This is a genomic window from uncultured Luteimonas sp. (genome assembly GCF_947492465.1).
GTDB lineage: Bacteria > Pseudomonadota > Gammaproteobacteria > Xanthomonadales > Xanthomonadaceae > Luteimonas.
On the sequence record NZ_CANLNF010000008.1, the window covers coordinates 113,147 to 134,966 of the forward strand.

The following is a 21,820-nucleotide window of genomic DNA, read 5'->3' on the forward strand; positions in this document are numbered from 1 at the left end:
GCCGCGCACTACGAACCGAAAGACTTCCAGGCCTTCGTGAAGAAGCTGACCTCCTGACATGGCAACCGGCCCCAACCTCCGCGTCCGCATTTCCGCCGACCTGGCCGACATCAAGCAGGGCCTCGGCCTGCTGCGCGGCGAGCTGGCCAGCGTCAAGAAGCAGGCCGCGCAGGTGGCACCGAGCACGGGCCGGTGGCAGGAAGGCCTGCGCGCGGTCCGGCAGCAGCTGCTCGGCATCGTTTCGCTGTACGGGGCGATGCGTGCGGCCGGCGGCTACGTCCGTCTGGCCGACGATGCCGCGAACCTGGCTGGCCGTCTGCGCCTCGCCACGAAGTCGCAGGCGGAGTTCAACAAGGCGCAGCAGGAAACGTTCCGCATTGCGCAGCGGACATCCGCGGACTGGGGCGCGGTTGTGGCCCTCTACTCCCGGCTCAGCCAGACCACCAGCCTTGCGCAAGACGACATCCTCGCGCTGACCAAGACCATCAGCCAGTCTTTCGCCGTCTCGTTCGCCAGTACTGCGGACACCGAGAACGGCATCCGGCAGCTGTCGCAGGCCATCGCCGGCGGCGTGCTCCGAGCAGAAGAGTTCGGCACGATCGTCGACACCAATGGTCGGCTGGTGCAAGCGCTGGCCGACGAACTGCGCATTCACACCGGCCAGGTACGGCAGTACGTCAACGACGGCAAGGTGAGCTCCGAGATTCTTCTGCGTGCGCTTCGCAACAGCGCCCAGCAGATCGACGACGAGTTCAGCAGCCTTCCGCTCACGGTGTCCAAGTCAGTTACGCAGCTGCGCAACGCCCTGACCAAACTGGTCGGCGATACAGACCAGGCCGAGGGCGCGAGCCGCGACTTGGCCGAAGCGATCAGCGAGCTCGCGGGCTGGCTCAGTTCCGACGAGGCCAAGCAGGGCTTCGCCGACATGATCTCGTCGCTGGTGCAGATCGCCCGGCTGGCCACGACCGTCGCCAATGGCATCGGCAAAGTCGCGCGGGAGACCCGTGACCTGTTCGCAGGCGTCGAGGGATTCCTGAAACGCAATGCGTCGCTGCCTGCCCTCGGCGCGCGCGCCGCTGGCGGCGACCCCAAGGATGTCTTCGGCGTCGGCGCCTACCTCAAGCAGCAGTTCCCGTGGCTGTACAAGGAATTCGGCGCGGCAGCACCGGAGCGGCCGGACTTCGGCAACGTGCTCACCGGCGCCGATTCGCAGGGCGGCGGGGGTGGAGGCGGGGGCGGTGGCGGCGGCGGCAATGCCGGCAAGGCCGTCGCCCGATCCAACGCCCTGATGCGCGACTCCGTCGCCCGCGCCCTGGCCGAGCTGGACCGGCTGTACAAGGGCAGCGAAATCGGGTTCCGGGAGTACTTCGCCAGCCGTCAGCAGCTGCAGGAACAGGCGATCGACCTGGAGATCGAGCAGGCGCGCAACGAGCTGGCCGTCACCAAGGACCTGGCCAAGCGCCGCGACCTCGAAGAGCAGATCGCCATCCTGCTGCGCGATCGTGCGGACATTGCCACGACGGCGGCTCACGAGCAGGCCGAAGCCGAGAGCGCCCTCGCGAAGCAGCTGGGTGAAGTCAAGCTGGCGATGCTCGAGCTCGACGGCGAAACCGGGCGTGTCGCGCGCGCCAAGCTCGAAGAGGAGTACCTCGAACTCTTCAAGCGCCTGGAGGCCGCCAGCGACGCAACTGGCCAGGCCATGGTGCGCAACCTCATCGACCGGCTGGTGGCCAAGGCGCAGCAGGACGAGCTGGGCGAGCGGCTGTCGCAGATCACCGGGCGCCTGTCCGGGGCGGAAGGGTCGATCAGCGCCCAGATGGAGGCCGGGGCGCTGGGAATGGGCGAGGGCGAGCGCCGGCTGAACATCGAGCGCGAGGCCGCGCTTGTGAAGCTGCGCGAGCTGCGCGCGGAGACTGTCGCCTACCTGCAGACGCTGTCGCCCGACAGCAAGGAGGCCGCCGACGCGCTGCTGTTCCTCGGCCAGATCGACGGCGAGCTGGCGAATGTGGTGGCCTCGCGCCGCAAGTTCGCGATGGCGATCGAGGACCAGGCGGTGAACGCCTTCGGCGACTTCCTCGGCGACCTGGTCGACGGCACGAAGACGTTCAAGGAAGCCTTCGCCGATATGGTGCGCAGCTTCGTCGCCGGCGTGGCGAAGATGATCGCGCAGGAGCTGGCGCTGCGCGCCGTGCGTGCCGCGCTGGGCGCGTTCGGCGGCGGCACGGGCGCCGGCGTGGCGCACAGCGGCGGCATCGCCGGGCGGCTGGCACAGACGCGCCAGAACCTCAGCCCGATGCTGTTCGGCGCAGCGCCGCGCTACCACACCGGCGGCATTGCCGGCCTGGGCCCGGACGAGGTTCCTGCGATCCTCAAGCGCGGCGAGGAAGTGCTGACGAAGGGCGACCCGCGCCACCGCTACAACGGCGGCATCGGGCAGGGCGAGGGCGGCCGCACGATGGTCAAGACGCCCATCGTCGCCATCGGCGACCGCGCCGTGGCCAACGCGCTGGCCGGCGCCGATGGCGAGGACGTGATTCTCACCCACGTACGCAACAACTGGGACGCGCTGGTCAATGGCGCTCGCTGACCCCGTCCCCTGGCCGTTCTTCCCCGGCGGGGAGTTCGTCGAGCAGCTGGACTCGCGCACGGACATCCTGCCCGCGGCCACCGGCCCGGAACAGCGGATCCGGCTGCGGCCGGAGCCGCACGTCCGGCTCACGTTCGACGGCCTGGCCGAGGCCGACGAGCGCCGCTGGCTGGAGAACCTGCTCAACGCCAACGGCGATGGCCGCTGGTGGGTGCCCTGGCCGATGGAAGGGCAGGCGCTGGCCGCGCCGCTGTCGCTGGGCGGCACCACCATCGGGCTGGACACGCGCTGGCGCCACTTCGTCGCCGGCGGGCAGGCGCTGCTGGTAGGCGCCACGCCGCGGCAGCACGCGCTGGTGTCGATCGACAGCCTGACCGACGAAGTGCTGGAACTGGCCGAACCGCTGGACGCCAGCTGGCCCGCCGGCACGCTGGTGTACCCGGTCATGCCCGCGCGCCTGGATGGCATGCTCGAGCTGCCGCGCTTCACCGGCGACGCCGGCGCCTACCAGGTGAAGTGGCGCGCCGATGCCGCGGTGGCGTGGCCAGCCGCGTTCGGCGAGCTCACCTACCGCGGCGTGCCCGTGCTGGACCTGCCGCTGGAGTGGACGCAGGACCCGCTGGACGTGCCCGAGCGCACCTTCACCACGGTGGACGATGGCCTGGCGCTGCCGTTCGCTGTGGACCAGGCCGGCCAGCCGCGCAACCGCATCCGCGTGGCCTGCACGGTGCAGGGACTGGAGGCCGCCGCGCAGCTGCGCTCGCTGCTGTACGCGCTGGGCGGCAGCTGGGGCGCGCTGTGGGTGCCCAGCCTGGCGCACGACTTCCGCGTGGTGGGCAACGTGCTGGTGGGCGCCACCGCGCTGGACGTGGCCTGGGCGGGCTACAGCCTGGCCGCGCCGGCGCAGAACCGGCGCGACATCCGCATCACGCTGTGGAACGGCACCACGTACTACCGCCGCATCACCGGCGCCACCGAGCTGAGTGCCACCACCGAGCGCGTGACGCTCGACAGCGCGCTGCCCGCCGCGTTCCTGGCCGTGGACGTGGCGCAGGTCGCCTTCCTGCAGCTGTGCCGCCAGGAGGCCGACGTGAACGTGCTGCGCTGGTGGACCAGCGACGTGGTGCGCACCACGCTGGAGTTCCGTGGCGAGGTGGCCCATGGGGTTTAGCCTGTTCGAGCTCTCGCGCGTGCTGGGCCGCAAGGCGGCGCTGTACACGTTCCAGCACGGGCCGCTGGTGGAGCGCTTCAACTCCACCGACCGCGACCTGACCATCGGCGGTGACCTGTACAAGGCCGCCCGCGGCATCAGCCACTCGCCCATCCGCGACACCGCCAGCAGCGGCAAGGCGCAGGTCACCATCACCATGCCGGCGCTGCTGGATCCGGCCGCCACTGACACGCCGCCCACGCAGGTGCTGCTGGGCTGGTGGCGGCCGTACCCGCCCAGCACGCGCGTGTACGTGACCATCGCCACCACGCACCTGGGCGACCCGGACGAGGAGATCCACGAGGAGTGGAGCGGCCGCGTGCTCGCGCCATCCTTCAAGGACGTGGAGATGACGCTCACCTGCGACCCGTCGCGCAGCAACTCGCGCACGGCGGGGCGGGCGAAGCGGATCTCGCGCAACTGCGGCGTCGCGCTTTACAGCCAGGGCTACATGCAGTGCAACCTGGACCCGGAGCCGATCGCGGTGGCGGCAACGGTGGTGGCGATCGACGGCGATGACGTGACCATCGCGCTCGCCGGCCACCCGCCGCGGCCGCTGGCGCCCGGGCCCATCGAGTGGGTCGACGGGATGGAGCAGCCGCACACCGCCGAGGTGCTCTCGATCGCCGGCGACGTGCTGACGCTGGACGATAGCAGCGGCATGGCGGTGGATGACGCCGTCACCGTCTACACCGAACCGCTGTGGTTCCTGGCCACGCTGGGCGTGGACGCCGTGGGCCTCACCCTCACCGCGCCGGAGTTCGCCACCGCGCCCTTCGGCCTCGAGGGCGGGCTGATCCGCTGGACGCGCGACAACGGCCTGGTGGAGTCGCGCAACATCCTCGCCCACCTCGGCACGTCGATCACCATCGACTATGGCGCCCCGGACCTGCTGGCGGGCCTGGTGCTGCGCGCCTACTGGGGCTGCCCGCACAACCTCGACGCGTGCACCGCCCGCGGCAACGAGATCCACTACCCGGGCTTCAAGTACCTGCCCGTCGCCAGCCCCATGGGGAGGTCGCAGGCATGGGGCTGACCGCGCGCGCGCGCCGCAAGGCCGGCTGGTGCTGGTGGATGGCGTGCTACCTGGTGCTGGACAAGCACCGCGAGGCGACGCGCGTCACCGCGTTCTGGGCGGCCGTGGTGGTGGCCACCCTCACCGGCAGCCTGCTGCTGGTCGACGTGCTGGGACTGCGGCCGCCGCCGGCCCCGGGCGAGCCGCGCGCCGCGTGGTGGGTGCAGCTGGTGCTGTTCGTGGTGTCGCTGCTGATCAGCTATGCCATGCGCCCCAAGGTGGAGCCGCCCAAGCCTTCCGAAGGCCAGCAGCCGGTGGTGGAAGACGGCGCCGCGCTGGAGCGCATCTACGGCCGCGTGTGGACCGACGACGGCAAGTGGACCGCATGGAGCAACGGCGACCCGGAGCCGATCCGGAAGAAGGGCGGCAAGAAGTGATCGTCACCAGCACGCACCTGCGCACCATCCCGTATTTCAACGAACGCGCCGGCTTCTGCCTGCCCAAGGCGCGCGCGTGGTTCCGCGCCCAGGGGCTGGACTGGTCCGACTTCCTGCGCCACGGCATCGACGCCGAGCTGCTGCTGGCCACCGGCGACGGCATGGCCGCCAAGCTGGTGGAGTGGGCCCGCGAGTGCGAGGGCCGCGCCCATGGGTAGCAGCAAGAAGCAGACCGTCAGCTACTGGTACCACCCGTTCTTCCAGCTGGCGCTGCACGAAGGCCCGTTCGACAAACTGCTGAAGATCCGCGGCGGCGACGTCGACGCCTGGGTGGGCGAGCTGACCGCCAGCGGCAGCATCGAGGTCGACCAGCCCAACCTGTGGGGCGGCGAGGAGAAGGAAGGCGGCATCCAGGGCACGTTCGACGTGATGTTCGGCGAGATGGACGCCGAGCCGAACGCCTACATCCAGACCGCGCTCGGCCCGGACCCGTCCAACCACAACGGCGTCGCGCTGCTGCAGTTCAACAGCGGGCGGTATGGCGCGGGCAACCCGTACCCGAAGCCGATTTCGGTGCTGACGGAGCGAATCTACGCGGGGTGGCTGGATGGGGTGTGCTGGTATCCGGAGAAGGCGGCAGTCCCGCTCATCGCAGCGCCAATGTGGAGCATGCAGTGGCGCGCCACGTCCAACAATCCGCACCTCTTTACGGCTCCGGCAGAAGTGGCAACGTGGTCGAGCAATCCGGACGATTACAGCGTCGTCGACGTAGGTTCGTTGATCAACTGGCCCACCGGGATCGGTGCCGTGGGCTTGGCCTGGCTGCACATCAACGCTCCCCAAGGCGTGCCCCAGTCGTTCCACATCGACGTGAAAACCAACTACGACGACAGCGGTGCGGTCATCGGCGTGCATAACGTCACGCTCGGAGCTGCCACACCACCGGAGGAGGTGCCAACGTATCCGCGTGCCGAGGGCGTGCGGGTCATCGTGCCGGAGAGCAATGGTCCGTTCTCAGGCTGGGTGTGCTATGCATGCGTGGATGGGCGGGACATCGAGACGGGCGGCACCTTGGGCAGCGCCACGGCGCACCGCATGCTGAATTCCTCCGTCTCGGTCATCGCAGAACAGCATGCGATGAATCCGGCCCACGTCATCTACGACAGCCTCGCCTACCTGCAGGGCGAGCCGGTCGCATCGATCGACGAGCCGAGCTTCGCCGCGGCGGCCGATCGCCTGTATCAGGAAGGCTTCGGCATCTGCACGAAGTACAACCACGCCCAGGAGACGATCGAACAGTTCCGCCAGCGCATCCTGGACCTGATCGGTGCGGAGTGCTCGCGTTACAACGGCAAGTGGTATCTGGACCTGATCCGTGAACTGTCGCCCGCTGAGATCGCCGTCCTGCCGGTGCTCACGGACGACGACATCCTGGACTGGCAGGAGGACCCGACCAATCGGGACGACGCGGTCAACCAGGTGGCGGTGAAGTGGTTCGACCCCGACACCAAGCAATCGCGCATCACGCCCCACGTGCATGCACTGGCGGCCATCAACACGCTGGGCAGCGTGAACCCCGAGGTGCGCGACTACCCCGAGATCCCGTACGAAGCGCTGGCCAACCGCATGGCCCTGCGCGACCTGCACAACAAGTCAACGCCCACGCGGCGCTTCAACCAGACCACCAATCGAAAGCCCTACAACTGGCGCAAGGGCCACGCGTTCCGCCTGCAGTCGCCCAAACGAGGCATCGCCGACATGGTGTGCCGCGTGGCCGATATCGATCGCGGCACGCTTCAAAGCGGCGCCATCCGGCTGGTGGCTGTTCAGGACAGTTTCGCCATGCCGGCCACGGCATACGTCGTGGGTCAGCCGACCGTGTCGGAACCCAGCCCGGTGCCCGAGCCGATCGTGCACCAGGTACTGTTCGAGGCGCCGTACGTTGAGCTGGCAGGCGTGCTGTCCGCAGGCGACCTGGCCGCCCTCGATCCGGACGCGGGCTACATCCTCGCGCTCGGTGCCAAACCCGGGAATGGACAAGGATATGCGCTCCTGACGCGCCCATCCGGCAGCGAGTTCGACCGTATCGGCACGTTTGACTGGTGCCCGAGCGCGCTGGTGACCGAGGGGTCTGGATTCACGGACACAGGGTTCACGCTGTCTGGCGGAAGTATGCTCGCGCGAGTGGGGCTCGGGTCGGCCGCCGTGTGGGGTAGTGAGATCGTGCGCGTGGATGCGCTGGATCTGGAGACCGGCGCCGTAACACTGGGCCGGGCCTGCGCGGATACGGTGGCGGTGAAGCACGCTGCCGGCGAGCGCATCTACTTCTATGATGCATGGGCCGCAACCGACAGCATCGAGTACGCGACTGCGGAAACAGTCGAGGCCAAGCTGCTTCCTCGCACTGGCACCCAGGAGGCCGACCCCGAGGACGTCGCTCCGCTGTCTGTCGTCCTCGATCAGCGCGCCGCGCGGCCATATCCGCCGGCCGCGCTCACGATCAACGGCCAGGCGGATCCCACCAGCCTGTCTGGAACCTTGGCGTTGCTGGTCGCATTCCGCGATCGCATCGCGCAGGCCGACCAGCTCGTCGACCAATCCGTTGGCGACATTGGACCGGAGGCGGGCGTTACGTTGACCGTACGCTGCTACCTCAACGAAGTCCTGGACGACACGCAGACCGGCATCGCCGGGAACACCGTTGCGGTGACGCCTTCGGGCAACGGGCTGGTGCGGATCGAGGTGGAAGCCGAGCGCGATGGGCTGGTCAGCTGGCAGGCCCAGATTCGCGAGTTCTCCTACACCATCAACTCGCCGGATCGACGTGTGACCGTTGGCGGCGACAGCCGTGTCACGGTCGCCGGCGACTTCCGCATCACCAAGGGATAAGAGGCCATGGCCGACCTGATCATTTCCGCACTGGCGCCTGCCGGGGCATTGTCCGCAGCAGATCTGCTTGAGATCGAACAAGGCACGGACCCAAGCAACACGAGCGGCAAGGTGACGCTGGAGGCGCTGCGCGCGTTCGCCCTCACATCGGCCGAGAATCTGCAGACCGGCACCAGCTACACGCTGGTGCTCGCCGACGCGTTCAAGCTGGTGGCGATGGACAACGCGGCTGCCAACGCGCTGACCGTGCCAGCCGACAGCTCCGTGGATTTCCCGCTCGGGACCCGCATCGACCTGTCGCAGGATGGCGCCGGCCAGACCACCGTCGTGGCCGACACTGGCGTGACCATCCGCACGCCCGAGACCCTGAAAATTCGCAAGCGCTACGGCAAGGCCACCCTCATCAAGCGCGCGGCTGACATCTGGGACCTCGAGGGCAACCTGGAGGCCGCGCCGTGATTCCACTGGGAATCCTGGCGGCGGCCGACCGATCGACCGCAGTGCCGCCGCCGGCCGGCTCGACGTTCGACCCGGCGCTGAAAGGCGCGAGCATTGCGCTGTCCAATGGCAACCTGGACGCGACGAAGGCAGGCAGCGGGTATCAGACCGTTTACACCACGCAGGGGAGGAGCGCGGGAGTCTACGCCTTCGAAATGCTGATGCCGGTTCGGCCGTCACTGTCGGCCGCCATGGTCGGAATTGCAGACAAGACGAACAGCGGCTCGGTCATCGGAACCTATCTAGGCACCTCCTACGTTGAGACGCTGGGCCTCAACGACGACTCAGGCTCGTTCGTGAGTGGCAGAATCTATCGCAGGATGACTGTCGGAAATACCTCGGGAGGCGGCACGAGTCGATATGAGGAAAACGACGTTGTGACCGTCAAAGTGGACTTCGGCGTGAATCAGCTGACCGGCTACGTCAACGGCGTGCAGATGGCCAACCTGCCAATCGCTGTTACTTCTGGCAAGACGTATTACCCGGCCGCCAGCCTCCAGAATGGCGTGGTCATTCGGTTTCGGCCGACTGGCCTGACCTACCTGCCAGCGGGCGCCACCGAGTGGGGGTGAGAGTTTTCTCACAGTTGGAGAAGCTCCCGCCCGACAGCGCATCGTTGCTTGAGTCTGTATCGTCCATTCGCCAGCAACGCCTCACCGCGCTGTGACGCCCGACTTATGACGGGCAATGCGCGAGGGGCGGGCCGCACCTAGGGCGGCTGCTGGCGCTCAGTACTTCGCCGGGTTCGGCGCCACCTAGCTGGTGCGGTCGCGGTCCAAAATCTCACCGAACGTGGGTTCAACCCGTTCGCCAACACGTCGAGCCGTGCCTCCTGGTGGCGGCGGGCCCACAGGCCGAAGCTCCCTTGCTGCCGTGGCCTCGGTTCGCGTGGCCTGCAGCACTTCGCGCGTCGCCCGTGTTTCGCGAATGAGTTCCTTCAGCAGATCCTTGATGCCGAACACCGCAAACGGCAACAGGAACCAGAGCAGGGCGAGCACGAACAGGAACAGCACGACGACAAGGCCGAGGCCGCCGGTGAGAAGCGAGGCGTCATCCATATCAGGTCCCCAGCGCGGCCGGGCGGCCGCGGTGAACCGATCGTACCAGCCGCGGCAATGGCGGGCCCGCGCTGGTTGAGTTGGGCGTGCACGCTTTCGGTCGCATACTCCCCTCCGCCAGCACCGTGCGGAGCCGACGTGACCTCGATGGCCCAGTCGCGCGGGCGCCCCGCTCCCCGGGGCGCGGCTGGCGCCTTTCTCGCGACGTGCGACGGGCGGGCGTACCCTTCCGGGGATGCTCCCCGAAGGCTTCGAGTGGATCCCCCGGCACCAGTTCGCCAATGGCGAGCTGGCGCTGGTGCTCGGCCGCATGACGGTGGCCCAGCTGCTGCAGCGGATCGACGGAAGCTGGATGGCGCGGCTGTGCCCCTACGCCGAGCCGATGAGTCCGTGGATCCAACGCAGCTGCCGTTCCTTCGAGAGCGGGAAGGCGGGCGCCGAGGCCTGGGCGCGGCGCCATGAGGCGGCTCTGCGCGCCGAGGCGGCCCGGATTCCGCGACCGCGTATCGCGGGGATGCCGCCGCCGGCGGCGGCGCCCGAAGCCGCGGCGGGCGAGGTCGGGCCTGTCGGCCCAGCGCAGTAGCTCCCTCGGTCGGATCCGCCCCGGACGCTCAAACTTCGGCCGGGAACTCCGTGTCCTCGCCGCCCGTGGTGCCGAACAGGCCGGCGTCGAGCGCCGAGTCGGCGATATCGGCGATGCGCTGCTGGGCGTCCGCCGCCAGCTCGGGCCCGGCTTCCGCCTTGATGTCTTCGGCGCGGTGCCAGAACCAGGTGGCGAACTCGCGGGGCGTGCGCCCCGATCGGGCGTTGGAGAACTCGCCCACCTCGCGCGCCAGCAGCTGCAGGCGCTCCTCGAGTTGGTCAGGCGTCATCGCAGGGCTCGTCTTCGTCGCCCGGCACCAGGCCGGCCTCGTGCAGCATGCAGTGGATCCTGGCGTCGACGTGCGCCAGGTCCGCAGGCGCGGCACTTTCGCGGATCTCGTCGGCGATGCCGGCGAAGGCGTCGATCAGGCTCTCCGGGCTGGTCTCGGCGATGAGCGTGGGCAGTTGGGCCTCAAGCTCAGCCAGTCGACGGTCGATCGTGGCGCGATCCTGGTGCGGCATGGCAGCTCCTAGTGCGGCTTCCCGGTTTCGAAAAGCGGTTGGTTGGCGCCCATCTCATTCATGTCGGTCAGGAGTTGCGGCAACGCCTGGGCGAACGAGTAGAGCACCTGGAAGGGAACGACCACTTCGGTGGTCTCGCCCGCACTTGGCGTCTGGCCCAGCATCTGGGTATGGAACTGCAGGCGTACGGAGGAGATGCTCGACAGGATCTCCGGCACGGTGATGTGCACGCACACGCGCTCGGCCGGAGGGCGGGAAACGGCAGCGCCGTCCGTCGCTGGATCTGCCTCTTTCAGGGGCCGGAAGTCCTGCGCGTCGACGCGGGCGATGACCTTGGCCAGGCTTTCCTGCAGGCCGAGCAACGCGCGGTAGGAGATCAGGTAGTCGCTTTCCACGCCATCTTCCGGGTCTGCGCCGATTGGCGCTCCGCCGATGACGGCCACCACGCCGTCGATGGTCGGGTCAGGGTCTCGGATGCCGAAGCCCGTGCATTGGTAGAGCGGCCGGCCAAGCGGCGGCCTGGGGCCATCATTCCAGGCCGGCAGGGGCGTAGAGTCCGCCGCTGGAGCGACCGTGTGGCCAGCGCGAAAACCCGCCACCGTGGACACCAGCTGCGGCAGGAAATCCAGCACCGTTCGCAGCATGTTCCAGTCCATCAAGACCGGGTCGCGCGTGCCTACGGCGACGTTTCCGGCGTCGTCGCGGGTGCGAACGTGCATGCTGACCAGCACGGAATCGGCCTGCGGCACGAAATCGCCGAACGAGATACCGAGGAGCTCGTCCATGTCGTGCAGATCGCTCATGCCGCCTCGCGGTGCTCGTAGTAGGGGTGGCGCTTGTCGTCGAGGATGGCCTGCAGGGCGTCGAGGCCATGCGATTCGGGGTTCAGCCAGGCGTCGACGTGCTCCGGCTTGATGTTGATGACCGTGCGGTCGTGGCCAGCCGCGGCCACCTCCGGCTCCGGGTCGTCGGTGATGGCGGCGAAGGACAGCAGATCCGGCTCGCTGCCTTTCGGGTCTGACCAGCTGGACCACAGGCAGGCGATCAACATAGGCTCGCGATCGCGCGGCGTGAACGCGAGCACCCGGTTCTTCCCGTCCGGGCCCTCCACGTTCTCGAAGAAGACGTCGGCCACCAGCAGGCCGTGGTGCTGGCCGAACTGGGCGCGCCAGAACCCTTGAAGGTTGTCGCGCCTGGCGTTGTAGGTGCCCGGGAACTTGCGGTCGTAGAAAGCCGGCTTGCCGGCGGGACGGCACTGGTAGCGCATGAGCTTGACCAGGCGCTGGCCGCCCTCGGCGACGATCACCGGGGCGTAGACGCCAGGGTAGATCCGCCAGTCCTGGTCGCTTTCCCTGCCCTTGAGGGTGTCCAGCCGGCGCTGGGCCGCGGCCACCTTGTTGCTGCCGATGCGCACGTCCTCGGCCGCCTTCTTAGTGGCCTTGGCCTGCAGGGCCCGCTCAGCGTCGGCGACGCGCCGGCGCTGGGCGAAGATCTCCTGGGTGAGCTGGTCGATCTCCCAGGCGTCCCAACTGCGGACCATCTCGGCCAGCTCGGGTGGCCCGCTGGCCAGTAGGTCGCGCTCGATCCCGCGCGGCACCTTTGGCCGCTTCCGGGGATCCTTGCCCTGCTGCCACCAGAACACCTTCACATAGGAGTGGATGTCCATCCCGTGGCCGCCGGTGGCCCGGACGAACTTCTTGAACTCGCGGTTGACCTGGGCGGAGTAGCACATGGGCGGATGTTATCGCGGCTAGCCTAGCGAACTGGACCGGAGGTCTCATCGTGCCCGCAATACGGCCCGGTATGCGCTCCCGACCTGTCGAATGTCACATTGCGCTGGACACGATTTTGAAGCAAAAACATACGCTTAGGCTCACGCAGCCGGGCAGGCCGCCTGAGCTTTCGGAAAACCCGTGAGAAAATTGGTAACGTGCCGGTCGACGCCGATGGAGCAGGCGTGTCTTGGGGGCGGTGTGAAGTCAAGCAAGTATCGGGTGGTCCGGTTTCTAGAACTGCGCCTATCCCATGAGGATGACGCCCGGCATCGCGATCCTTACGACCTCCGCGCGATGCTCGTAGCGGCAGGGGGAGAGAACTTCTACCAGCGGCCGGTGCGGGACGGGGCCAATAAGGCCATCCGGATCGTTGACGCTCGCGAGGCCGTTTTTGAGGGCAAGAGCTACTTCGGGATGCTCTTCTCTCTAGCTGATCGAAGCCTCGTTGATGCTGCCTACGCGATGATCGAAACGGGTGCTACTCGCAGCATTGGAAAGGAAGACGGCGAGGGTAACCGGACGGAGGCACACCTCCTGATCGATCTCGATTACACAACCGTCGGCAATCATCAGGTCTATCGTTGTGCTCTGGAGGAAGCTACTGGCCTCTCGCCGTCTCAGGTTCTGGCACGCATCCGCCCTACGCTTCAGCGAGCAGGTGAGCGAAGCATGGAGATCAATCGAGGCGAAGTCCAAAAGTGGCGCCCGGGAGTTCATTTGGAAGGCTTGTTCAGCGGCGACCTATTGACTGAAATGGCTGGGGGCGTGGTCGCCGGCTTCAACTTGCTCAAAGATGAGAGCCACTCCGGCGGGATCGACGAGTTTGATGTCCTGCGAAGGAGACGAAAAATTCTGGAAATAGGTGTCGCACGAGATCCGGTCGAAGGCAGGAGCCCCCTGCAAGTCGTTAAGGACTCCCTGGTGGCAGTTATTTCGCTGGCACGCCGGGAACGGTGGGACACGGTCAGAGTGCAGTACACAGAGGCTGGCACAAAAAAGGGCCATTCTGTCGAGCTGGACCCTAACGCTTTCGACGAGGAAACCCTGGAGTCGGAAGGTTTTGCCCTTGATCGGGCCGTTGTCAGGACGGCGCGAATCAATCTAGATCACCCCATGAGCGACGACCACGAGGAAGTCGTGGTGGATTTCCTCAGGAAAATGGCAGCTAAGCTTGCCGAACAGGAGTAGCCGGGATGAGCGTTGCGGTGCTGAAGCAGCTCGTTACGCCGTTGTCGTATCTCCGCATTACTTCGGCCCGACACGAAAAGCTCTGGGTAGACCTGCTATACCCGGCCGCCGCAGCAGCGATAGTTACCTTGGTCTGGGCTCGCTGGCCTGAGGCGATGCCCTTCAGAGGCGGGGATGGCTTGCTCTCTGGAGTTGGCAGTTTTATGCAGGTTCTCGTCGGCTTTTACGTGGCTGGATTGGCAGCTGTGGCTACTTTCCCCAGGAAGTCCCTCGACCAGGACATGGTTGGCATTCAATTTAAGGGCAAGCCATTGCCGCGCCGGCAGTTCCTTTCGTACATGTTTGGCTACCTCGCATTGGTCAGCTTAGCGATGCTGGTAGCTCACTTGCTTAGGGCGGTGCCAACGGCCGTCCTGTCGAACATATCCGATCCCGTGGGCTTCCACTTGGCAAAAGGGGCCTTTGTCTTCGTCTACCAGTTCATGTTCTGGCAGATGATCCTTATCACCCTGTTGGGCATCCACTTCTTGGCCTACAGGATCCACGTCGACTGACGGGCCGTGTCGATGATTGATAGGCGCGCCCTCGTGTGGCATGCGGCGACGTCCCTCCGTAAAATTCGCAGAGGTGGCACGGGCTGAAGCCTGTTCCACGTGTGGCAGTCCGTAATTTTCTCGGCTGCAACTGATTGAATTGGCGGCACAGCGGCCAAGCCTTTTAATCCGCTGGTCGATGGTTCGAATCCATCACGGCCCACCACCGCAGGACTGGCCCGCAGGCCCACGGCGCGCGGCGGCGCTGTGACCTCGTCGCAGCCGGAAGATCGGGCGGCGCGGTTCGAATCCATCACGGCCCACCACCGCAGGACTGGCCCGCGGGGCCACGGCGCGAGGCGGCGCGGTGACTTAGTCGCAGCCGGAAGATCGGGCGGCGCGGTCGAATCCATCACGGCCCACCACCGCAGGACTGGCCCGCGGGCCCGCGGCGCGCGGCGGCGCGGTGGCCTCGTCGCAGCCGGAAGATCGGGCAGCGCGGTCCGAATCCATCACGGCCCACCACCGCAGGACTGGCCCGCAGGCCCACGGCGCGCAGCGGCGCGGCGGCCTTGGTCGCGGCCGGTAGGTCGGGCGGCGCGGTTCGAATCCATCACGGCCCACCACCGCAGGACTGGCGCGCGGGCCCACGGCGCGCGGCGGCGCGGTGACCTCGTCGCAGCCGGAAGATCGGGCGGCGCGGTTCGAATCCATCACGGCCCAGCATCGACCACCGCCGCGTTCCTGCGCGGCTGGTCCCGGCTCAGGCCGCCTCGTTCTCCGCGACCACGTCCAGTACCTCGTCGCCGTAGCGCTCGATCTTGCCGGCGCCGATGCCGCCGACGAGCGCGAGGTCGCCTGGCGTCTGCGGGCGCAGCCGGGCGATCTCGCGCAAGGTGGCGTCGTGGAAGATCACGTACGGCGGCACGCCCTGTTCGCGCGCCAGCCGGGTGCGCAGGCTCCGTAGCGCTTCGAACAGCGGACGGTCGGCCGCGGGGACCTCCACCGCCGGGCGGGCGGCGCGGGCCTCGCCGCCGCGGCCGCGCTTGCGCAGCGATTCCTTGCGCAGCAGGACCGGCTGCTCGCCGCGCAGCACCGGGCGGCTGGCCTCGGCCAGGCGCAGGCCACCATGGCCTTCGGCATCGACTTCGAGCAGGCCCAGCGCGACCAGTTGCCGGAACACGCCGCGCCAGCTGCGGGCATCGAGGTCGGTGCCGACCCCGTACACGGCCAGCCGGTCATGGCCGAACTGGTGGATGCGTTCGGTATCGGCACCGCGCAGCACGTCGATCAGGTGCGCGGCGCCGAAGCGCTGGCCGGTGCGGTAGACGCAGCTCAGGGCCTTGCGCGCGGCTTCGGTGCCGTCCCAGGATTCGGGAGGCGAGAGGCAGTTGTCGCAGTTGCCGCAGGCCCGCGGCAGGGCTTCGCCGAAGTTGTCCAGCAGCACCTGGCGGCGACAGCGCATGGTCTCGCAATAGCCCACCAGGGCGTCGAGCTTGCGGTGCTCCAGGCGCTTGCGTTCCGGCCCCGACTCGGACTGCTCGATCATCTGCCGCAGCAGCACCAGATCGCCCAGGCCGTAGCACATCCAGGCCTCGGCAGACTCGCCGTCGCGGCCGGCGCGGCCGGTTTCCTGGTAGTAGCCCTCGATCGACTTGGGCAGGTCGATGTGGGCCACGAAGCGCACGTCGGGCTTGTCGATGCCCATGCCGAAAGCGATCGTCGCCACCACCACCACGCCCTCGCCGCGCAGGAAGCGGTGCTGGTTGGCGATGCGCAGCGAGGCGTCCATGCCGGCGTGGTACGGCACCGCGTCGATGCCGTGGCCGGCCAGGAACCCGGCGGTCTCCTCCACCTTGCGCCGCGACAGGCAGTAGACGATGCCGGACTCGCCGCGGTGCGGCTCGAGGAAATCCAGCAGCTGGCGTTTGGCGTTCTCCTTCTGCACCACGGTGTAGCGGATGTTGGGGCGGTCGAACGAGCTGACGAACCGGCGGGCGTCCTGCAGCTGCAGGCGCTCGGCGATCTCGCGCTGGGTGGGCGGGTCGGCGGTCGCGGTCAGGGCGATGCGCGGGACCTGCGGCCAGCGCTCGTGCAGGATCGTGAGTTCGCGGTATTCGGGGCGGAAGTCGTGGCCCCACTGCGAGACGCAGTGCGCCTCGTCGATGGCGAACAGGGCCAGCGGCGCCCGCTCGAGCAGCGACAGGAAGCGCGCCGTGAGCAGGCGCTCGGGCGCCACGTACAGCAGGTCCAGGCCGCCCGCCAGCAGGTCCCGCTCCACCGCCTGCGCGGCGGCGCCGTCGAGCGTGGAGTTCAGGCAGGCCGCGCGCACGCCCAGCTGGCGCAACGCGTCCACCTGGTCCTGCATCAGCGCGATCAGCGGCGACACCACGATCGCGACGCCGTCGCGCAGCAGCGCCGGCAACTGGTAGCACAGCGACTTGCCGCCGCCGGTGGGCATCAGCACCAGGGCGTCGTTGCCCTCGGCGACATGGCGGACGATCTCGCCCTGCTCGCCACGGAAGGCGCGGTGACCGAACGTGGTTTCGAGCAGGCTCAGGGCAGCGGGGGAACTCATGCGTGCAGGATAGCCAGCCGGGACCCGCCTGGCTTGTAGGAAAACCGCCCGGAGGGGGATGCGACGACGGCGCGTTGCCGCGCCGTCGTCGGGAAAGCGCCGGCCCGCGTGCGCGGGCGGCAGGATCACTGCAGCAGCGAACGCAGCATCCAGGCGTACTTCTCGTGGGTCTGCAGGCGCTGGATCAGCAGGTCCTCGGTGGGCTCGTCGTCGGCGTCGTCGGCCACGTCGATCGCCTTGCGCGCGCTGCGGCACACCGCCTCGTTGCCGACCACCAGCTGGCGCACCATCTCGCGCCAGTCCGGCGCCTCGGTGGCGCCCGGCTCTTCCTTGATCGAGCTGAGCTTGATGAACTCGGCATACGAGCCCGGTGCGTTGTAGCCCAGCGCGCGGATGCGCTCGGCGATGTCGTCCAGCGCGGTCCACTGCTCGGTGTACTGGGTCTCGAACATGTTGTGCAGGGCGTTGAACATCGGCCCCGTCACGTTCCAGTGGAAGTTGTGGGTCTTCAGGTACAGCGTGTAGCTGTCGGCCAGGAACTTCGACAGCGCCGTGGCGATCTGGCGCCGGTCCTTGTCGGAAATGCCGATGTCGATGGCCGGGCCGCTGCCGCTGCTGGCGGGGGACGCTGCCGGGACCACCGCAGCGCTCTGCTGGGCCGCGGCTGCAGGGGCGGCGGACTTGCCCGGTTTCGCGGACTTCGACGGCTTGGCCGGCTTGTTCTTGGACATGGTGGACCTCGGGTCAGGTGGTTTTGGCGACAATAGGCCATGCATGACGAAGATGCGAATGGCCAGGGCGCAGGCAAGGGTGCCAATGGAGTCTAGGCGCGTCGCCGCGACGGCCGCGTTAAAGCAGGCGCGCCGTGAGATCGATGGCGCGCTGTCGCGCGACCGCGGACGGCTGCTGGGCCTGTGGTCGCGCTGGAATGCCCGGCCCGCCGATGCCCCTGCCGGGGAGGCGTTTTTGCGTGCGCTGCAGGCGTCGGTGCAGGCGCGCGAAACGCGGGCGGCACGACTGCCGGCCGCGACCGTGGCCGAGGGCCTGCCGATCGCCGCCGAGGCCGACAGGATCGTGGCGCTGGTCCGCGACCACCAGGTGGTTGTGGTGGCCGGCGAAACCGGCTCGGGCAAGACCACGCAGCTGCCCAAGCTGTGCCTGCAGGCCGGGCGCGGCGCCGCCGGCATGATTGGCTGCACGCAGCCGCGACGCATCGCCGCGCGCGCGGTCGCCCGGCGCGTGGCCGAGGAACTTCAGGTGCCGATGGGCGGGCTGGTCGGCTACCAGGTGCGTTTCAACGACAACGTCTCCGAGGAGACCGCGGTCAAGTTCATGACCGACGGCATCCTGCTGGCCGAGATCGCGTCCGATCGCTGGCTCTCGCGCTACGACACGATCATCGTCGACGAGGCCCACGAGCGCAGCCTCAACATCGATTTCCTGCTCGGCTACCTCAAGCAGCTGCTGCGCAAGCGCCGCGACCTGAAGCTGATCGTGACCTCGGCCACGATAGATACCGAGCGGTTCTCCCGGCATTTCGACGACGCGCCGGTGGTCAGCGTGGAGGGCCGCGGCTATCCGGTGGAGGTGCGCTGGCGCCCGCTGGAGGACCTGGCCGGCTCCGGCGAATCGCCGGGTGCCTCCGCCTCCGCGGGCACGCGCGGGAGCGCGCGGGACCGGGCCGACGCGGAGGGCGGGGTCTCGGTGCTGGACGGCATCGTGGCCGCCTGCGACGAGATCATGCGCGAACGCGGGACCGGCGACACGCTGGTGTTCCTGCCCGGCGAGCGCGAGATCCGCGATGCGCACCGGGCGCTGGAGCGTCGCAAGTACCGCCATACCGAAGTGGTGCCGCTGTACGCGCGGCTGTCCGGGCGCGACCAGGACCGCGTGTTCAACCCCGGCCCGCAGCGGCGCATCGTGCTGGCGACCAACGTGGCCGAAACCTCGCTGACGGTGCCGCGCATCCACTACGTGGTCGATCCGGGCCTGGCCCGGGTCAAGCGCTACAGCCCACGGCAGAAGCTCGACCGCCTGCACATCGAGCCGGTCTCGCAGGCCAGCGCCGACCAGCGCAAGGGGCGCTGCGGCCGCATCGCGCCGGGCACCTGCATCCGCCTGTACTCGGAAGCCGATTTCCTCTCGCGCCCGCAGTACACCGATCCGGAGATCCGGCGCGCGGCGCTGGCCGGGGTGATCCTGCGCATGCTCTGGCTGGGACTGGGCGACATCGATGCCTTCCCGTTCGTCGAACCGCCCGACCCGCGGGCGGTGGCGGACGGCTGGCAGCAGCTGACCGAGCTGGGCGCCATCGATGGCGACCGCAGGCTGACCGAGACCGGCCGGCAGATGGCCCGGCTGCCGGTGGACGTCAAGCTGGCGCGCATGCTGAGCGCCGCGCAGCGCCACGGCTGCCTGCACGAGATGCTGACGATCGCCTCGTTCCTGGGCATTCAGGATCCGCGCGAACGCCCGGCCGACCAGCGCGCCGCCGCCGACAACGCGCATGCGCTGTTCGCCGACCAGAAGAGCGAGTTCGTCGCCATCCTCAAGCTGTGGGCGGGCTATCGCGAGGCGCACGAGGAGCTGACCCAGTCGCAGCTGCGCAAGTGGTGCGAGAAACATTTCCTGGGCTTCCTGCGCATGCGCGAATGGCGCGAACTGCATCGCCAGCTCAAGCTGCAGTGCGAGGAACTGTGGCCCGACGGCGAACTGGCGCGCGGACCAGGACAGACCGGCGAGCGGGTGCGGGAGCGGGCGAGGCGCCGGGGCAGGAACGCGGCTGCCTCAGCCGCCACTTCGCGCCACGCCACGCGTGAAGACCCCGCCGCGCACGCCGCCGATGCGCCCGGCGGCGAGGCGGCCCGCTACGCGCTGCTGCACCGGGCGCTGATCGCCGGCCTGCCCACGCAGATCGGCCATCTCGGCGAACGCGGGGTCTACGAAGGGCCGCGCGGGCGCCGCTTCCAGCTGTTCCCGGGTTCGGCGCTGGCGCGCAAACCGCCGCCGTGGGTACTGTCGGCGACCCTGCTCGACACCGAGAAGGTCTGGGCGATCACCAATGCCGCGATCGAGCCGGACTGGGCCATCGCCGAGCTGCCGCACCTGCTGGCGCGGCGCCACCACGATCCGCGCTGGTCGCGCGCGCAGGGGCGCGTGCTGGGCAGCGAGCAGGTCAGCCTGTTCGGGCTGGTGCTGGCGCCGAAGAAGCCGGTGGACTACGGCCGCCTGTATCCGGCCGAGGCGCGCGAGCTGTTCCTGCGCGATGCGCTGGTGGCCGGCGAGGCCAACCTGCGCAGTCCCTTCCTCGGACGCAACCTCAAGACCCTCGAGGCCGCGCGCGAGGAGGAAGCCAAGCAGCGTCGTGCCGGCCTGGTGGTGGACGAGGACTGGATGCGGCAGTGGTACGCCGACCGGATCCCCGCGGAGATCGTCGATACCCGCGCGCTCGATGCCTGGTACGGCAAGCAACCGCCCGAGCGCAGGCGCGCGCTGGAATGGTCGCGCGACGAACTGCTGGTGGGCGAGGGCGCCGACGCGGTGCGCTTCCCGGCCTGGCTGCCGCTGGGCGAGGCCAGGCTGGCGGTGCGCTACCGCTTCGAACCCGGCGCGCCTGATGACGGCATGACCGTGTCGGTGCCGCTGCACCTGCTCAACGCGCTGGACCCGGTGCGGCTGTCCTGGCTGGCGCCGGGCTTCTTCGCGGACAAGGCGGCGGCGCTGATCCGCGGCCTGCCCAAGGCGCTGCGCCGCAATTTCGTGCCGGCGCCGGATTTCGCGCGCGCCTTCGCGCAGGCGCATGGACCCGGCGAGGCCGATGCCTTCACCGGTGCGCTCGCGCGCTTCCTTGCGCGCATGACCGGCGTCCAGGTGTTGCCCGGCGATTTCGACGAGGCCGCGCTGGAGCCGCACCTGCGCGTCAACCTGCGGCTGGTGGACGTGAAGGGACGCGGCGGCGGCCAGGTGCTGGCCGAGTCGCGCGACCTGGACGAACTGCGCGAACGCTTTGGTGCGCGCGCGGCCGAAGCGTTCTCCGCGCACGCGGCCGAGGGGCTCGCGCGCACCGGACTGCGCGAGTTCCCGGCCACCGCGATTCCGCTGTCGGTGCCCGGCGCGGGCGGCGTGCCCGCCTGGCCCGCGCTCGAGGACGCCGGCGACAGCGCGGTGCTCGCGGTGCATGCCGATCCGGCCCGGGCCGCGCGCCTGCATCCGCAGGGGGTCCGCCGGCTGCTGGCCATCGCCCTGCAGGACCGGGTCAGGCAGGCGCGCAAGCAGCTGCCGGTACCGCCGAAAACCGCACTGCTGTACGCGGCGATCGAATCGTCCGGCGATCTGCGCCGCGACGCGCGCGGCGGCGACCGCCTGCGCGAGGACCTGGTCGATGGCGCGCTGTCGGCGCTGCTGGCCGAAGATCTTGGCGTGATCCGCGATCCGGACGCCTTCGCCGCGCGCCGCGACGCGGCGGGCCGCGCGCTGTTCGGCGAGGCGATGGCGCGGCTGCAGCAGGCCGAGGCGATCCTGGCCCTGGTGGCCGAGGTGCGCGCCCGGCTGGAATCCAGGCTGGTCGGCTGGGCGCGGGCGAACCTGGACGACATGCAGGCGCACCTGGCGTCGCTGGCGCATCCGGGTTTCCTGCGCGATGCGCCGGCGGCGGCGCTGGCCGCGTATCCGCGCTACCTCAAAGCCCTGTCGGCGCGCGCTGAACGCGCCCAGCGCGATCCGCTGCGCGACCAGCAGCGCATGCTCGAGCTCAAGCCGCTGCTCGATGCGCTGGCCGATGCCGAGGCCGCCGGTCGCGGCAGTCCCGAGGCGCGCGACGCACTGCGCTGGGAGCTGGAGGAAGTGCGCGTGGCCACCTACGCGCAGGAACTGGCCGCCCGTGGCGGGACGACCGCGAAGAAGCTGGCGGCGCGGATCGCGGCGCTGGACTGAGGCCGGGGCCTACGGC

19 protein-coding genes are annotated in these 21,820 nt (G+C 68.9%); 12 read left to right on the top strand and 7 right to left on the bottom strand.

Going from position 1 to position 21,820, the window contains the following annotated elements; all coding sequences use genetic code 11:
• Window positions 1-58 precede the first annotated feature (58 nt).
• From Q0863_RS15740 to Q0863_RS15775, 8 genes are read left to right on the top strand one after another with little or no spacing between them, the layout of a single operon-like run.
• The gene (locus tag Q0863_RS15740) at window positions 59-2,587 is read left to right on the top strand and encodes a tape measure protein (protein ID WP_298580601.1); all 2,529 of its coding nucleotides are present in this window, start codon (window positions 59-61) and stop codon (window positions 2,585-2,587) included.
• On the top strand, window positions 2,574-3,758 hold the full coding sequence (locus Q0863_RS15745) for a hypothetical protein (protein WP_298580604.1): 1,185 nt from the start codon (window positions 2,574-2,576) through the stop codon (window positions 3,756-3,758). Before Q0863_RS15740 ends, Q0863_RS15745 begins: the two co-directional genes overlap by 14 nt.
• Complete coding sequence (locus tag Q0863_RS15750; protein ID WP_298580607.1) at window positions 3,748-4,833, top strand: phage BR0599 family protein; 1,086 nt, start codon at window positions 3,748-3,750, stop codon at window positions 4,831-4,833. The genes Q0863_RS15745 and Q0863_RS15750 overlap by 11 nt, the downstream gene beginning before the upstream one ends.
• Window positions 4,824-5,249, top strand: coding sequence for a hypothetical protein (locus tag Q0863_RS15755; protein WP_298580610.1), 426 nt, complete (start codon window positions 4,824-4,826; stop codon window positions 5,247-5,249). Before Q0863_RS15750 ends, Q0863_RS15755 begins: the two co-directional genes overlap by 10 nt.
• Window positions 5,246-5,467, top strand: coding sequence for a hypothetical protein (locus tag Q0863_RS15760; RefSeq protein ID WP_298580613.1), 222 nt, complete (start codon window positions 5,246-5,248; stop codon window positions 5,465-5,467). Before Q0863_RS15755 ends, Q0863_RS15760 begins: the two co-directional genes overlap by 4 nt.
• Window positions 5,460-8,138: a phage tail protein gene (locus Q0863_RS15765; RefSeq protein ID WP_298580615.1), complete on the top strand. Its 2,679-nt coding sequence runs from the start codon at window positions 5,460-5,462 to the stop codon at window positions 8,136-8,138. The genes Q0863_RS15760 and Q0863_RS15765 overlap by 8 nt, the downstream gene beginning before the upstream one ends.
• 6 nt (window positions 8,139-8,144) lie before the next feature.
• The gene (locus Q0863_RS15770) at window positions 8,145-8,597 is read left to right on the top strand and encodes a hypothetical protein (RefSeq protein WP_298580619.1); all 453 of its coding nucleotides are present in this window, start codon (window positions 8,145-8,147) and stop codon (window positions 8,595-8,597) included.
• On the top strand, window positions 8,594-9,208 hold the full coding sequence (locus tag Q0863_RS15775; RefSeq protein ID WP_298580621.1) for a hypothetical protein: 615 nt from the start codon (window positions 8,594-8,596) through the stop codon (window positions 9,206-9,208). Before Q0863_RS15770 ends, Q0863_RS15775 begins: the two co-directional genes overlap by 4 nt.
• A gap of 183 nt (window positions 9,209-9,391) precedes the next feature.
• On the opposite strand, the gene Q0863_RS15780 is transcribed toward Q0863_RS15775, so the two are convergent.
• Window positions 9,392-9,694, bottom strand: a complete 303-nt coding sequence (locus Q0863_RS15780) for a hypothetical protein (RefSeq protein WP_298580624.1) — start codon at window positions 9,692-9,694, stop codon at window positions 9,392-9,394.
• 235 nt (window positions 9,695-9,929) lie between these two features.
• Here Q0863_RS15780 and Q0863_RS15785 point away from each other — a divergent pair, with 235 nt between their 5' ends.
• Window positions 9,930-10,277 (top strand): hypothetical protein, encoded by a 348-nt coding sequence (locus Q0863_RS15785; RefSeq protein ID WP_298580627.1) that lies wholly within the window; start codon window positions 9,930-9,932, stop codon window positions 10,275-10,277.
• Between the two features lie 28 nt (window positions 10,278-10,305).
• Here Q0863_RS15785 and Q0863_RS15790 read toward each other — a convergent pair whose 3' ends face one another.
• The 4 genes from Q0863_RS15790 to Q0863_RS15805 are packed head-to-tail and all read right to left on the bottom strand — an operon-like array spanning window position 10,306 to window position 12,530.
• A complete protein-coding gene (locus Q0863_RS15790) occupies window positions 10,306-10,566 on the bottom strand; it encodes a hypothetical protein (RefSeq protein ID WP_298580628.1) in 261 nt (86 codons plus the stop codon).
• On the bottom strand, window positions 10,556-10,798 hold the full coding sequence (locus tag Q0863_RS15795; RefSeq protein ID WP_298580630.1) for a hypothetical protein: 243 nt from the start codon (window positions 10,796-10,798) through the stop codon (window positions 10,556-10,558). Before Q0863_RS15795 ends, Q0863_RS15790 begins: the two co-directional genes overlap by 11 nt.
• Before the next feature lie 8 nt (window positions 10,799-10,806).
• On the bottom strand, window positions 10,807-11,601 hold the full coding sequence (locus tag Q0863_RS15800) for a hypothetical protein (protein WP_298580634.1): 795 nt from the start codon (window positions 11,599-11,601) through the stop codon (window positions 10,807-10,809).
• Complete coding sequence (locus tag Q0863_RS15805) at window positions 11,598-12,530, bottom strand: SOS response-associated peptidase family protein (protein ID WP_298580637.1); 933 nt, start codon at window positions 12,528-12,530, stop codon at window positions 11,598-11,600. Before Q0863_RS15805 ends, Q0863_RS15800 begins: the two co-directional genes overlap by 4 nt.
• Before the next feature lie 337 nt (window positions 12,531-12,867).
• Here Q0863_RS15805 and Q0863_RS15810 point away from each other — a divergent pair, with 337 nt between their 5' ends.
• Both Q0863_RS15810 and Q0863_RS15815 read left to right on the top strand, forming a co-directional pair.
• Window positions 12,868-13,761 (top strand): hypothetical protein, encoded by an 894-nt coding sequence (locus Q0863_RS15810; protein WP_298580640.1) that lies wholly within the window; start codon window positions 12,868-12,870, stop codon window positions 13,759-13,761.
• A gap of 5 nt (window positions 13,762-13,766) precedes the next feature.
• Complete coding sequence (locus Q0863_RS15815) at window positions 13,767-14,315, top strand: hypothetical protein (RefSeq protein ID WP_298580643.1); 549 nt, start codon at window positions 13,767-13,769, stop codon at window positions 14,313-14,315.
• A gap of 742 nt (window positions 14,316-15,057) precedes the next feature.
• On the opposite strand, the gene recQ is transcribed toward Q0863_RS15815, so the two are convergent.
• A complete protein-coding gene (recQ, locus tag Q0863_RS15820; RefSeq protein WP_298580646.1) occupies window positions 15,058-16,872 on the bottom strand; it encodes a DNA helicase RecQ in 1,815 nt (604 codons plus the stop codon).
• Window positions 16,873-16,997: 125 nt separating this feature from the next.
• The gene (locus tag Q0863_RS15825) at window positions 16,998-17,603 is read right to left on the bottom strand and encodes a Dps family protein (protein WP_298580649.1); all 606 of its coding nucleotides are present in this window, start codon (window positions 17,601-17,603) and stop codon (window positions 16,998-17,000) included.
• 85 nt (window positions 17,604-17,688) lie between these two features.
• On the opposite strand from Q0863_RS15825, the gene hrpA reads away from it, so the two are divergent.
• Complete coding sequence (hrpA, locus tag Q0863_RS15830) at window positions 17,689-21,804, top strand: ATP-dependent RNA helicase HrpA (protein ID WP_298580651.1); 4,116 nt, start codon at window positions 17,689-17,691, stop codon at window positions 21,802-21,804.
• The last annotated feature ends 16 nt before the right edge of the window (window positions 21,805-21,820 follow it).

Bases quoted from the DNA above. Each gene is read 5' to 3' on its own strand.
- Q0863_RS15750 (WP_298580607.1), top strand. From the start codon at position 3,748: ATGGGGTTTAGCCTGTTCGAGCTCTCGCGCGTGCTGGGCCGCAAGGCG.
- Q0863_RS15810 (WP_298580640.1), top strand. From the start codon at position 12,868: ATGCTCGTAGCGGCAGGGGGAGAGAACTTCTACCAGCGGCCGGTGCGG.
- Q0863_RS15755 (WP_298580610.1), top strand. From the start codon at position 4,824: ATGGGGCTGACCGCGCGCGCGCGCCGCAAGGCCGGCTGGTGCTGGTGG.
- Q0863_RS15745 (WP_298580604.1), top strand. From the start codon at position 2,574: ATGGCGCTCGCTGACCCCGTCCCCTGGCCGTTCTTCCCCGGCGGGGAG.
- Q0863_RS15770 (WP_298580619.1), top strand. From the start codon at position 8,145: ATGGCCGACCTGATCATTTCCGCACTGGCGCCTGCCGGGGCATTGTCC.
- Q0863_RS15785 (WP_298580627.1), top strand. From the start codon at position 9,930: ATGCTCCCCGAAGGCTTCGAGTGGATCCCCCGGCACCAGTTCGCCAAT.
- Q0863_RS15800 (WP_298580634.1), bottom strand. From the start codon at position 11,601: ATGAGCGATCTGCACGACATGGACGAGCTCCTCGGTATCTCGTTCGGC.
- Q0863_RS15765 (WP_298580615.1), top strand. From the start codon at position 5,460: ATGGGTAGCAGCAAGAAGCAGACCGTCAGCTACTGGTACCACCCGTTC.
- Q0863_RS15815 (WP_298580643.1), top strand. From the start codon at position 13,767: ATGAGCGTTGCGGTGCTGAAGCAGCTCGTTACGCCGTTGTCGTATCTC.
- Q0863_RS15805 (WP_298580637.1), bottom strand. From the start codon at position 12,530: ATGTGCTACTCCGCCCAGGTCAACCGCGAGTTCAAGAAGTTCGTCCGG.
- Q0863_RS15825 (WP_298580649.1), bottom strand. From the start codon at position 17,603: ATGTCCAAGAACAAGCCGGCCAAGCCGTCGAAGTCCGCGAAACCGGGC.
- Q0863_RS15780 (WP_298580624.1), bottom strand. From the start codon at position 9,694: ATGGATGACGCCTCGCTTCTCACCGGCGGCCTCGGCCTTGTCGTCGTG.
- recQ (WP_298580646.1), bottom strand. From the start codon at position 16,872: ATGAGTTCCCCCGCTGCCCTGAGCCTGCTCGAAACCACGTTCGGTCAC.
- Q0863_RS15790 (WP_298580628.1), bottom strand. From the start codon at position 10,566: ATGACGCCTGACCAACTCGAGGAGCGCCTGCAGCTGCTGGCGCGCGAG.
- Q0863_RS15795 (WP_298580630.1), bottom strand. From the start codon at position 10,798: ATGCCGCACCAGGATCGCGCCACGATCGACCGTCGACTGGCTGAGCTT.
- hrpA (WP_298580651.1), top strand. From the start codon at position 17,689: ATGGAGTCTAGGCGCGTCGCCGCGACGGCCGCGTTAAAGCAGGCGCGC.
- Q0863_RS15740 (WP_298580601.1), top strand. From the start codon at position 59: ATGGCAACCGGCCCCAACCTCCGCGTCCGCATTTCCGCCGACCTGGCC.